The sequence below is a fragment of the Nitrobacter vulgaris genome (genome assembly GCF_002028545.1).
Lineage (GTDB): Bacteria > Pseudomonadota > Alphaproteobacteria > Rhizobiales > Xanthobacteraceae > Nitrobacter > Nitrobacter vulgaris.
In genome coordinates this window covers 80,751-93,173 of record NZ_MWPQ01000025.1, presented here as the reverse complement: position 1 = coordinate 93,173, position 12,423 = coordinate 80,751, and the positions used below count along the sequence as shown (strand labels likewise).

The following is a 12,423-nucleotide window of genomic DNA, read 5'->3' as shown; positions in this document are numbered from 1 at the left end:
GCATGCTCCTTCCGTCCCTTTAGAAGGCCAGCCGACAGCGCGGGGGCCGTGCGTTGCCGCCAACGTTTAGCCAGCGCCAGACCGGTCGCCTTGCGCAACCGTGTTCAGTGTGGGATCGTCGACCAACATTGGTTCCGCGCAGTGGTCTCTGCCGACATGAAGCGGAACGTCAACATGGGGTCGCTGGCTCGCGGATTTATCCCTCCCAACGTGACCGGCTTGCGGTGCATTCGGACCTGCCAATTGGAAATATTGTCGAACGACGCAATCACGCTTCGGTGCCGCATCGAACGCTGGCCGATCGCCGGGAGTTTCACGATCAGCCGCGGCGCCAAGACCGAAGCCGTCGTGGTCGTCGCCGAAATCAGCCGGAGTGGCCACACCGGACGCGGGGAATGCGTTCCATACGCTCGTTATGGGGAGACACCGGAAGGGGTTCTCGCTGCCATCCTTGGGATGCAGAAGCCTCTCGCAGCAGGCCTGGATCGCCAATCACTCGCGTCCGCCATGCCAGCTGGCGCGGCGCGGAACGCACTGGACTGCGCGCTCTGGGATCTCGAGGCTAAATGCAGCGGCCGGCGGATATGGACGTTACTGGATCGTTCGGCGCCCTCTCCTCGCTCCACGGCCTACACAATCTCACTCGGCTCGCCTGAGGCGATGGCGGCAGCGACCGCCAAAGCCGCGCATCGGCCCCTCCTCAAGATCAAACTTGGTGGCGACGGCGATCCCCAGCGCATAGCCGCTGTGCGCAAACAGGCGCGCGAATCGGAACTGATCGTCGACGCCAACGAAGCATGGACGCTTCATAATCTCGAGCGGAACCTGGCGGCTTGCGAGGCCGCCGGCGTCACGCTCGTCGAGCAACCCCTCCCCGCAGGGAGCGACGACGCGCTGGCACGCATTCGCAGACCCATTGCTGTCTGCGCCGATGAAAGCGTTCATGACCGGGCATCGCTCGACGGCCTTCGGGAACGCTACGACGCCATCAATATCAAGCTCGATAAGACCGGCGGTCTGACCGAAGCGCTGACCATGGCAGATGCGGCTCGCGCATTGCGTTTCGAAATCATGATCGGGTGCATGGTCGCAACTTCGCTGTCGATGGCGCCCGCCATGCTGATCGCGCAGCAAGCCCGCTTCGTCGACCTCGATGGTCCGCTGTTGCTGGCTGACGACCGTGACAACGGTCTTCGCTACGACGGCAGCACGGTCTATCCGCCGAACGCGGAGCTCTGGGGCTGATCCCGCTGGCTCTCACGGAACGTTCTTAGGGATGGTGCGCCGGCAAGCTCACGGGCAAACGCAAACCACCTGCCCTCCAGAACGCGGCGAATGGGGGATTTCTGATTCGGATCGCGTCAATTCAATTGCGATTCGGGCTGAATCGTGTTGATCGTTACAGCAACGCGCAATGATTTACGCGACGAGTTTGCCATGGCCGATGAAGCTTTTGCCCTGTCGCCGATTTCCGCCAGCGCTGCGCCTCTCAGCGAGACCGACTTCGACGCCATTCGCGAAGCCTTTATGGAGACGTCGAGAGGCCGGTGGTTTCTTGCCGAGTACGCCAAGCGCAACCGCAGCGCCGACACTGCGATGGTGCTCGATGCCGTTGCGCGCATCGAGCAAACTATCGCGACTCAACAACAGGCAGCGCCCGCCGACACATTGCCCAACGCACTCGCCGCGATCAGGAGAAGTCTCGTTGAAGCCAGAACCGCCACAATGGCGGCATTCGACAAGCGGATCATAAACGATGCACTCGTCCCGATTCAGAATGGCGTACGCATCATTCGTGAAATCTCGTGGCGTTGGCGCGAGATCGGCGGGGACAGCCGTATTTGCGATATCCTCGAGTCGCAGGCCGGCGCGATCGAGAAAGCTCATTCACAGCTTGCCGCCAGAGACGACGTGGCAGTGCTGCATTCAGCGTTCAGCCTGATCGAGGCAACACTCGACGGGTTGTGGGACTCGCCGAGCTCGAAGGCTTCTCCGTCCCCACTCAAAACCGCATCCCCGACGACGAGCGATGAAGCCGTCACCCTACCCGAAGAAGCAGCATCTCACGAGCAGGCAATGGCGGAAGCTGCTGTCGTTGAGCCAGAAGCCGCCACCGCTACTGCGGGCGACACGCCGGTCGCGGCCGCCGATGGAGCGACGACGGAAAATCATATCGAACGCGAACCCGCCGCCGAAGTGAGTGAACAGGACATAGCGCACGACGACGCCGTGCTCGACATGATCGCGCTCGAAATGGCAGCGCCTGATTTCGAAGAACCCGCGACGGACCATGCTATTGACAGGCCGGGAACCGTCGAGCTAGCGCCAGTTGCCGAGCCGATCGCAAACAGCTCTGACGCGCGTATTGATCCCGAGCCCGAGTCAACACCCGATATTGCCGCGCCACCTTCACTCGGCGTCTCGCTGCTGGAGAGCGGAATCGTCCCGCGAATCACGCCGCGTTCCGATCCGATGGCTCCGTTCAGGCGCATGACTCAAGCAGAAAAAATCGCGTTCTTTTCCTGACCATCCGTCTCCCATTGCAGCTTTTGTCAGGCGACGAAACGCGGGTTGGCGATGTGAGAACTTGCCGCCCTCGTCTCAGCTGCACAAGCCTCAACTATATTGGTGACGAAAGCGCGGGCTGACTTCTCCCATGTCCGGCTGGCGGCAAACTCAAGGCAGGCCTCGGGCGCGATTTTCAGCGCCGCCAGGGACGCCGATCGTAAATCCTCGTCGAGGACGCCGACGGGAGTATCACCGATGACATCGCGCGGGCCGGCCGCAGGGAAGGCCGCGACCGGAACGCCGCTCGCCAGCGCTTCGAGAAGAACGAGGCCGAACGTATCGGTGCGGCTCGGGAACACGAAGACGTCGGCGGCGGCATATGTTGCTGCCAGTTGTTCGCCTGCTTGCGCGCCGAGAAAGACCGCGTCCGGATAGGTCCGCTCGAGCGCTGCGCGAGCCGGTCCATCGCCGACGACAACCTTGGTGCCGGGTAGATCGAGGCTGAGAAACGCATCGAGATTTTTCTCGACTGCAATGCGTCCGACCGACAGAAAAATCGGGCGCGGCAGGCGGAGATCGGTCTCCCGCGGATGAAACAAGCCGATGTCGACGCCCCGCGGCCACAGCACCACATTGCGGAAGCCACGGTGGCGCAACTCGTCCGCAAGCGCTGGGGTTGCTGCCATGACCGCTCGGCTGGCACTATGAAACCAGCGTAGCGCGGCCCATATCCAGGCTTCGGGGATCGGCGCCCGCGCCGAAATGTAATCCGGAAAACGGGTATGGAAGCTCGTCGTGAACGGCCTTGCATGCTTGCGACAATAGCGACGCACCAAAAGGCCGATCGGCCCCTCGGTCGCGATGTGAATGCTGTCGGGATTGGCCTCTGCGATCAGCGCGGCGATCCTGGTCGGCTCGGGCAGTGCGACGCGAATTCCAGGATAACCCGGCAGCGCAACAGTCCGGAACGACTCCGGGGTCAGGAAGCGGATATCGACGCCAAACGGCCTGGCGGCGGCGGCAGTCATCGTCAGTGTCCGCACGACGCCATTGATTTGCGGATGCCAGGCGTCGGTAGCGATCAGTATACGCATCTACGCCGCACGCGCGCTTATAGGTACCACAGACGGCGAATGGCGCAACGGATCGGCCCATGTGATGATCTCAAATCGACCGTCCTCATGTTCGGCAAGCGCGGTGCAACTCTCCACCCAGTCGCCGCAGTTCATGTAGCAAATGCCCTGTTCGTTGCGGATCGTGGCGTGGTGAATATGGCCGCAGATCACGCCGTCGGCGCCGTGACGACGCGCCTCGCCGGCCAGCGTCTGCTCGAACGCGCCGATGTAGTTCACTGCGTTCTTGACCTTGAATTTCGCCCATTTCGATAGCGACCAGTACGGGAATCCGAACGAACGGCGGAACGCGTTGACGATACGATTGGCCCGGATGGCGAAGTCGTAGGCTTTGTCGCCGAGGTGGGCGAGCCACCGTGCGTTCTGAACCACCAGGTCGAAGATATCTCCATGGATAACGAGATAGCTCCGCCCGTCAGCGCCGTTATGGATCGCGTTCTCGACGACCTCGATGCCACCGAAATGCGTTCCATAATAGGACCGAAGGAATTCGTCGTGGTTGCCGGGCACGTAAATAACTGTCGCGCCTTTGCGCGCCTTGCGCAGCATTTTCTGGACGAGGTCGTTATGCGATTGCGGCCAGTACCAACTCGACTTCAGCGCCCAGCCATCGATGATATCGCCGACGAGATAAATCGTCTCGGCATCGTGATACTTGAGGAAATCCAGCAACTGGCCGGCCTGAGAGCCGCCCGCACCCAGATGGACGTCGGAGATGAACAGAGCCCGGAAACGGCGATCTGGATTGCCTTCATTCATCGCGTCGCTGCCCATGGTAGCGCAGCTACCATGCCGTCATGACAGAGCAATGACAGACACAATCGGACGACGACACCATCAGCCGCGATCGAACCCGTGAAAATGATGAACAGGTCCATGGCCGCGACCGACGTTTAGCCGGTCGGCGGCTGCGATCGCCGCCGTGATGTAATCTTTCGCTTTGCGCACGGCGGTTTCCATGCCGTCGCCTTTGGCCAGACCTGCAGCGATAGCCGACGACAGCGAACAGCCAGTTCCGTGGGTATTTTTCGTGGTGGCACGCGGAGCGGCAAACTGAAGCGTTCCTTGGCGGGTGACAAGATAGTCGACGCTTTCGGGACCATGCATGTGCCCGCCTTTGATCAAGACCGCAGCACAGCCTAGCTCCAGCAACCGCTGGCCCTGCCGCACGATATCGCTTTCACTCTCAGCAACGGGTTCGTCGAGCAGCATTGCGGCCTCCGGGAGGTTTGGCGTCATCAGTTGCGCTCGCGGAGCAAGTGTTCTCCGTAATGCCTCAACCGCATCAAACTCCAGCAGGCGGGCCCCCGAAGTCGCGACCATCACTGGATCGAGCACCACATGCGCGGGCGCCCAGCGCAACAGGCCAGCGACGATGGCATCGATCGTGGCGGCGTGAGCGACCATCCCGATCTTAAGGGCTGCGACATCGAGATCGCTGAACACGGCGTCGATCTGCGCGGTCACGAAATGGGCCGGAACGTGGTGGATTCCCATGACGCCTTGCGTGTTCTGCGCAGTCAGCGCCGTAATGACAGACGCTCCATAGACGCCAAGCGCGGCGAATGTCTTGAGGTCGGCCTGGATTCCCGCGCCGCCGCTGGAGTCGGAGCCAGCGATGGTCAAGGCGATAGGGACTGTCATCGTCTTCTCACGTAAGCCATCAAATCACGCCAGCATAATCAGCGCGGACCGGCAGGGATAGGCAACAGGGTTAGCCAGCAGGCGCAGGCGCGGCGTGCTTTCTCAAGCGCGACCGGTGTGCTCCCGACCTGAAATTGTTATATTGGAGCTTCGTCCTTCCGGAGATACGCGATGGTCCCCTTCTTCGTCCAATTCAAGTGCAAGCTCGGCCAATCCTATGCCGTCGCCAACACGCTCGCCGAAGCCGAGATCGCCTCCGAGATTTATTCCACCGCCGGCGACTACGACCTGCTGGCGAAGTTCTATGTCGATAACGACACCGATATCGGTCACTTCGTCAACGAAAAGGTGCAGGTCATTCCCGGCATTCAGGACACCCACACCATTATTACTTTCAAGGCGTTCGGATCGAAATAGCTGCTGCCGGTATCGGGAACAAACTGCGGAAAGCCTCGTTTGAATTTGCGCCAACTCTGAACACGATGAGGAGAAAACGATGAAAACCGCCGGGATTTCTCTCGCTGCCCTCACCCTCGCCGCTGCTATCACGTTCGCGGGTCAAGCCTCCGCTGAAAAACTGAAAGCAACCCTGAACGGCGCATCCGAAGTGCCCGCCAATACCAGCAAGGGCACCGGAACGGTCGATGCGAATTACGATCCCGCGTCCAAAAAACTGACGTGGAAACTGACCTATTCGGGTCTCACCGGTCCGGTGACGGCCGCCCATTTCCATGGCCCGGCAGCCGCTGGCGAGAATGCGGGCATTGCAGTTACGATCCCCGATGCGACGTCCAGCCCGGCCGACGGCAGCGCTACGCTGACCGACACGCAAGCCGCCGATCTCCTTGCCGGCCAGTATTATGTCAACGTCCACACCGCAGCCCATCCTGGCGGCGAAATCCGGGGTCAGGTCACCAAGTAGGCTTCCGACTCGACCGTCTTCACCGGCTCCGCTGAGCGTTTTGGATCGCCGTCCAGACTCGCTCGGGCGTCGTTGGCATGTCGATGTGGTCGATCCCGTACTCCCGCCACAGGCCATCGATGATGGCATTGACCACCGCTGGGCAGGAGCCGATGGCGCCTGCTTCACCCGCTCCCTTGATCCCGAGAGGATTGGTGGCGCAGGGAACATTGTGGGTCTCGAAGGTGATTGAGACGCCGTCGGCGGCGCGCGGCAGCGCGTAATCCATCAACGTACCGGTGACGAGCTGTCCGTCCTCACTATAGACCGCGTGCTCCATCAGCGCCTGGCCGATGCCCTGCATGGTGCCGCCATGGACCTGCCCCGCAAGCAGCAGCGGATTCAACGTCACGCCGAAATCGTCGACGACCACGTAATTCACAAGTTCGATCTTTCCGGTCGCCGGATCGATCTCGACTTCGACGAGATGGGTACCGTTCGGGTAAGTGCCGTCGGCGCTGCTGAAACTCTCGTCGGCCGTCAGCTTCGATGGATCGGCGCGCTTTGCAAGATCGGTTAAGGAGACGGAGCGGTCCGTACCGGCGATACGGATCGAGCCGTCGCTGATCTCGAGGTCGGCCGCGCTGGTTTCGAGCGCCTCGGAGGCGATCTCGCGGAGCTGCGCGCCGAGCTTGCGTGTCGCCCGCTCGACGCTGACGCCGCCGGACGGAATCGAACTCGACCCTCCGGTGCCGAGACCGGTAGCGACCACATCGGTGTCGCCCTGCATCAGGTAAACCCGTTCGGGAGGTATCCCAAACTGATCGGCGATGATCTGCGCATAGGCGGTGGCGTGGCCCTGCCCGGTTGATTGCGTACCGATCAACACGGTGACGTCACCATTGGCATCAAGCCGTACGTCCGCCCGCTCGCGTCCCATGGTGCCGCAGACCTCGACATAGGTGGCCAAACCGATACCACGAACAAAACCCCGCTTTTTCGCCGCTTCAGCCCGCTTGGGAAATTCCTGCCATTTCGCGATCTCGATCGCGCGCGTCATGTGCGTCGCGAAATCGCCGGAGTCATAGATTTTGCCCGTCGCGGTCCTGTACGGCATCGCTTCCGGTGAAATGAAGTTCTTGCGCCGGATCGCGTCCGGCGTCATTCCGATCTTGCGCGCAGCGGCATCAACCAACCGCTCCACAACATAGGCTGCCTCGGGCCGGCCCGCGCCTCGATAGGCATCGACCGGCACGGTGTTGGTGAACACGGCGCGGACGCGGCAATGAAACGCCTGGATATCATAGAGGCCCGGTAGCATCCCGGCTCCGCTATATGGAATGTCCGGACCAAAGGTCGAGAGATAAGCTCCCATATCTCCCATCAGATCGACGTCCATGCCGAGGAACCTGCCGTCGTGGGCCAGCGCCATACGCGCGGTCGTGACGTTGTCGCGCCCCTGCGAGTCGCCAACGAAATGGTCCGACCTCTCTGCCGTCCATTTGATTGTTCTGTGAAGTTTTTTCGAGGCGACCGCGATCAACGCGTATTCGCGATAAGGAAACAGCTTGGTGCCGAATCCGCCGCCGACATCGGGACAGATCACGCGCATCTTTTCCATCGGTATCTTCAGCACGGACCGGCAAAGGATCTCGCGCAGGCGATGGCTGCCCTGACTGCCGACCGTCAGCGTCAGGTGATCGCGTCCCGCGTCATATTCGCAGACTGCGGCGCGCGTCTCCATAAAGTTGGTGACGACGCGCGGATTGACGATCGAAATCTCGGCAACGGCATGCGCCCCGGCGAAGGCTGCATCCGCCGCCTTCTTGTCGCCGAGCGAAACGTCGAACAGAACGTTACCGACGTGATCGGACCAGACCTGAGGTGCGCCATCCTTCACGGAATTGGCGACGCCAACAACCGAGGCAAGCGGCGTCCATCCGACCTCGATCGCCTCGAGCGCGTCCCGTGCGTGCTCGACCGTATCGGCGACAACGAAAGCGATGGCATCACCGACATGCCGCACCTCGTCCTTCGGCAGAATGGGATACGGCGGCGCGGTGAAGGGTTGGTCAGGCAAACTGAACTGGCAGGGCAAGCCCCCGAGATCGCCGACATCGGCTGCAGTGAGAATCAGGGCAACCCCCGCCAAGCCCCGAGCGCGCGAGGCGTCGATGCTGTATGTTGCATGAGCATGCGGTGAGCGCAGCATCAGCGCGTGCAACGCATCGGACGGCGTGTGATCGTCGGTATAGCGCCCCTTGCCGCGAATAAGGGCATCATCTTCCTGGCGCCGAACGCTTTGGCCTATGCCGAACTTTACGGGAGCCATGGGATCTCCAGCTATGTTCCCGGATTACCGAGATACTGCAGCGGAACACTACCGAGCGCAATGCTCGAGCAACTGTCGGAATCGGAGACTAGACCCGCACCAACGACCTCAACCAGCGCGGACCGAACAGCAGCAAAATCGCGCCGGCATAAACGAGGGCTCCGACGATCATCAGCAATCCGAGCACCGCTTCGTCGCGCATCGCGCTCCAATCCGCAAACTGTCCAGAGGCGAAGCGCGCGGTGAACCACAGCGCCGCTGCGAGCACCGCGCCCGCGATCAGAAATTTGACGAGCGAGACTCGCAACGCCCGATCGACCTCGAAGTATCCTGCCCGCATCGCAAATCCGATCACGAGCAGAAGATTGATCCAGGCCCCGACCGCGGTGGCGAGCGCCAGACCGACCTGCGCCAGCGAGCCCATCAATGCCACCTTGAGCACGAGATTGACTCCGAGCCCGGTGAGCGAAGCTTTCACCGGAGTCGCGGTATTCTTGCGCGCGTAGAACGTGGCGACCGCGCTGCGGATCAGAACAAAGGGGATGAGACCCACCGCGTAGGCTGCAAGCGTCGCGCCGGCCGCCGCCGCATCCGCCGCGGAAAAAGCGCCGCGCGCGAACATCGCCCGCACGACCACATCGGGGACGGCCAGAAAGGCGGCCACGAACGGCACCGAAAACAGCAACGTGAAATCGAACGCCCGGCGCTGCGATGCCATTGCACCTGCAAGATCACCGCCCGTGATCCGCCGCGACATTTCCGGCAGCAGCACGGTGCCGATGGCGATACCGATCACCCCGATCGGCAATTGATTAAGCCGGTCGGCATAATAGAGCGCCGACAGCGCGCCGACCGGGAGAAAGGTGGCAATGATAGTATCGGCAAACATCGCCAGTTGCGTTCCCATGGAGCCGACAGTTGCAGGTCCGAGCGCGCGAAAGAAACCACGTACGTCGGCGTCGAGCGTTGGACGTGTCAGCCGCGGCATCAGGCCGTGACACGCCGCGTCGGCCGCCAATAAAAAATATTGCAAGAAACCCGAGAGCAGCACGCCCCAGGCCGCCGCGTGTCCGGCGCTCGGAAAAAAGGCGGCGAGCGCCAGCGCCATCATCATCGACAGATTAAGGAAAATCGGCGCCGCGGCCGCGCTGGCAAAGCGGTGGACGACGTTCAGCATTCCGCCGTACAGCGTCACCAGCGTGATCAGAAGAAGGTAAGGAAAGGTGATCCGGGTCAGCGAAATGGCGAGCTCGCCGCGTATCGGGTCATCAGCGAAGCCGGGTGCCAGCAATGCGATGACCTGCGGCATGAACAGCCATGCGATCACCAGCAAAATCACCTGCGACAGCAACAGCAGGGTGAAGATGCGGCTGGCGAACAATTTTGCAGCAGCAGGGCCGCCGGCAGAGACATGCGCGTAAGCAGGCACGAACGCAGCGTTGAAAGCGCCTTCGGCAAAAATCGCCCGGAAATGATTCGGCAATCGCAGCGCCACGAAGAACGCATCCGCGACCGGCCCGGCGCCAAGGATTGCCGCGAGCATGATGTCGCGCGCAAACCCCGTCAGCCGCGAGAGCAGCGTATATCCGCCGACGGTGAAAATACGTCCAAGCATCCGGCGTTTCTACAGGATCGCCTTGCGGCGCAAAATGCCGAAGTCAGTTCGGAAGCGCGGCGCGCACAGCCTCGATGATTCGGCCCTGGGTCGATTCATCCAGATAGGGATGCATCGGCAGGCTGATGACCTCGGTCGACAGCTTTTCGCTGACAGCAAGGCCGCCGGCGGCGACCGGGAAGCTCCGATAGGCGGTCTGCTGATGCAGCGACCTCGGATAGTAGACCACGGTCGGAATGCCCTGCGCCTTTAGCGTCGATGCCAGCGCCTCACGGCCCCCATTCGGCAGCCGGATCGTGTACTGCGCCCATACCGAGGTGCAATCCGATGCGACGCGCGGCACGATCGCAACCTGCCCGAGCCCTTCATTGTAGCGTCTGGCAACTGCATTCCGCGCCGCAATCTCGTCAGGGAATATCTTGAGCTTTTCGATCAAGACCGCCGCCTGCACAGTATCGATGCGACCCGTGAGACCCAGCCTCACGTTGTCGTACCTGTCAGATCCCTGACCATGCACACGCACGCTGCGCAATGTGTCGGCCAGTTCGGCATCGTCGGTGAAGATCGCTCCGCCGTCGCCATAGCAGCCGAGCGGCTTGGCGGGGAAGAAACTGGTCGCGGTCGCAAGGCCGAACGTACCCAACCGCCGGCCCTTGTAGGTCGCGCCAAAACCTTGTGCGGCGTCGTCCAAAACGAACAGATTCTCGGCCGCAGCAACTGCCGCAATCGCATCATGATCGGCGGACTGACCAAACAGGTCGACGGGGATGATAGCCCGGGGCTTGAGACCCTGCCGTTTCGCGACGGCGATGCCGTTCTTGAGCGAAGCGATGTCGATATTGAAGGTTGTCTCGTCAACATCGACAAACACGGGCGTCGCGCCGAGCAGCGCCACGACCTCTCCGGTCGCGCAGAATGTAAATGTCGGGCAGATCACCGCGTCGCCAGGGCCGACTTTCTTCGCCAGCAGCACCATCAACAGCGCATCCGTGCCACTCGCGCAGGCCACCACATGCTTCGCGCCGCTGAAAGCCGCAAGATCGGCCTCCAGGCGTGCGACCTCCGGACCGTTGATGAACTGGCAGTGCGTCAGGACACGAGCTATCGCGTCATCGATACGTTTACCCAGGCGACGGCGCTGTTCGGCGACGTCGATGAATGAAATCGCCTGAGAAGGCATATGCTGCTGCATTCTGTGCTCTGGGCTATCAGCCGGCAGCACGGCGCACTGTCTGCACCGGCGGAGCGACGGGAGACTGGTCTTGCAGGCACTTGATCGCGATCGCGAGGCTGGCGACGCCTTCGGCGCCACCCACGGCCGGAGCTTTGCCCGAACGCACCGCATCAACAAACGCGATCAGTTCGGCGCGCAGGGGCTCGTCATGACCTACCGGAAGATGCCGCATGGAGTAGCTGCCGTCCGGCTGAAAACCGAAACATTCCGTGACCTGGCGAGTCAGCAGATCACCCATCACGTACTTGCCGCGGGTTGCGACCGTAACGTTGCGGGCCTTGAACGGCGTCAGCCAGTTCGTATTGATGTGCGCGAGCACGCCGGACGCGGTCCGGAACTGAAGCAGCGCGATATCCTCCCGCTCGGCGACCGCACAGGAGAGCTGGGGCTGGACGTCGACAATTTCGGATTCTGTAAACCAGCGGATCAGGTCGATGTCATGCACGGCGAGGTCGATCACAACACCAACATTCGACATGCGCGGCGGAAATGGCCCGACACGCGTGATCGCGATCGAGAGAATATCCTCGCCCCCAATCGCCTGCTTGATGGCGGCGACCGCCGGGTTGAAGCGCTCGACATGGCCGACCATCAGAGTCAAACCAGCACGGTGCGCCGCTGCGACGATCTTAAATCCCTCCTCGACCGTCGAGGCTATCGGCTTCTCGACCAGAACATGAACGCCGCGCGCGATACAAGCCAGCGCGAGTTCACAATGAAGATGTGTCGGCGCAGCGATGGTCACCGCGTCGACGCCGGCGGCGAGTAGCTCATCGAATGTCCCGAAGGTTCGGCACCCGGTCATCTCGGCCGCACGGGCACGATGCCCGGGCAAGGGGTCAACAATGCCGACGAGCCTGACGCCCGGAAGACCGGCCAGCACGCGGCCGTGATTGCTGCCCATGACGCCCGCGCCGATCACGCCGACGCGCAGCAAGCGCTCGGACGCTGCAGTTTTCAATGCAGGCGGCTTTAATGCAGACGGCTTCAGTGCAGATGGCTTGGAACTCATCAGGTACCCCAAAAAAAACGACAGCCTAGGCACCCCCGAACCCG

At 61.8% G+C, this 12,423-nt stretch carries 11 protein-coding genes; 4 read left to right on the top strand and 7 right to left on the bottom strand.

Annotated elements, in window-relative coordinates:
- Positions 1 to 249: 249 nt before the first annotated feature.
- Both dgcA and B2M20_RS05880 read left to right on the top strand, forming a co-directional pair.
- On the top strand, positions 250 to 1,245 hold the full coding sequence (gene dgcA / locus B2M20_RS05885; protein WP_079446189.1) for an N-acetyl-D-Glu racemase DgcA: 996 nt from the start codon (positions 250 to 252) through the stop codon (positions 1,243 to 1,245).
- A gap of 192 nt (positions 1,246 to 1,437) precedes the next feature.
- Positions 1,438 to 2,526 (top strand): hypothetical protein, encoded by a 1,089-nt coding sequence (locus tag B2M20_RS05880; RefSeq protein WP_079446188.1) that lies wholly within the window; start codon positions 1,438 to 1,440, stop codon positions 2,524 to 2,526.
- Positions 2,527 to 2,552: 26 nt separating this feature from the next.
- Here B2M20_RS05880 and B2M20_RS05875 read toward each other — a convergent pair whose 3' ends face one another.
- From B2M20_RS05875 to thiD, 3 genes are all read right to left on the bottom strand, one after another.
- Positions 2,553 to 3,602: a glycosyltransferase family 4 protein gene (locus tag B2M20_RS05875; RefSeq protein ID WP_079446135.1), complete on the bottom strand. Its 1,050-nt coding sequence runs from the start codon at positions 3,600 to 3,602 to the stop codon at positions 2,553 to 2,555.
- Positions 3,603 to 4,400 (bottom strand): UDP-2,3-diacylglucosamine diphosphatase, encoded by a 798-nt coding sequence (locus B2M20_RS05870; protein WP_079446187.1) that lies wholly within the window; start codon positions 4,398 to 4,400, stop codon positions 3,603 to 3,605.
- Positions 4,401 to 4,478: 78 nt separating this feature from the next.
- Positions 4,479 to 5,285: a bifunctional hydroxymethylpyrimidine kinase/phosphomethylpyrimidine kinase gene (gene thiD, locus B2M20_RS05865; RefSeq protein WP_079446134.1), complete on the bottom strand. Its 807-nt coding sequence runs from the start codon at positions 5,283 to 5,285 to the stop codon at positions 4,479 to 4,481.
- A 171-nt stretch (positions 5,286 to 5,456) separates the two neighbouring features.
- On the opposite strand from thiD, the gene B2M20_RS05860 reads away from it, so the two are divergent.
- Complete coding sequence (locus B2M20_RS05860) at positions 5,457 to 5,702, top strand: Lrp/AsnC ligand binding domain-containing protein (RefSeq protein ID WP_079446133.1); 246 nt, start codon at positions 5,457 to 5,459, stop codon at positions 5,700 to 5,702.
- Between the two features lie 79 nt (positions 5,703 to 5,781).
- Positions 5,782 to 6,207: a CHRD domain-containing protein gene (locus B2M20_RS05855; protein WP_079446132.1), complete on the top strand. Its 426-nt coding sequence runs from the start codon at positions 5,782 to 5,784 to the stop codon at positions 6,205 to 6,207.
- A gap of 19 nt (positions 6,208 to 6,226) precedes the next feature.
- Here B2M20_RS05855 and B2M20_RS05850 read toward each other — a convergent pair whose 3' ends face one another.
- The 4 genes from B2M20_RS05850 to B2M20_RS05835 form a co-directional block, all read right to left on the bottom strand.
- Positions 6,227 to 8,518, bottom strand: coding sequence for a xanthine dehydrogenase family protein molybdopterin-binding subunit (locus B2M20_RS05850; RefSeq protein ID WP_079446131.1), 2,292 nt, complete (start codon positions 8,516 to 8,518; stop codon positions 6,227 to 6,229).
- A gap of 88 nt (positions 8,519 to 8,606) precedes the next feature.
- Entirely contained in the window at positions 8,607 to 10,133 is a 1,527-nt protein-coding gene (gene murJ, locus B2M20_RS05845; RefSeq protein WP_079446130.1) for a murein biosynthesis integral membrane protein MurJ, read from the bottom strand.
- Positions 10,134 to 10,176: 43 nt separating this feature from the next.
- The gene (locus B2M20_RS05840) at positions 10,177 to 11,325 is read right to left on the bottom strand and encodes a DegT/DnrJ/EryC1/StrS family aminotransferase (RefSeq protein ID WP_079446129.1); all 1,149 of its coding nucleotides are present in this window, start codon (positions 11,323 to 11,325) and stop codon (positions 10,177 to 10,179) included.
- A gap of 16 nt (positions 11,326 to 11,341) precedes the next feature.
- The gene (locus B2M20_RS05835) at positions 11,342 to 12,379 is read right to left on the bottom strand and encodes a Gfo/Idh/MocA family protein (protein WP_244553435.1); all 1,038 of its coding nucleotides are present in this window, start codon (positions 12,377 to 12,379) and stop codon (positions 11,342 to 11,344) included.
- Positions 12,380 to 12,423 lie beyond the last annotated feature (44 nt).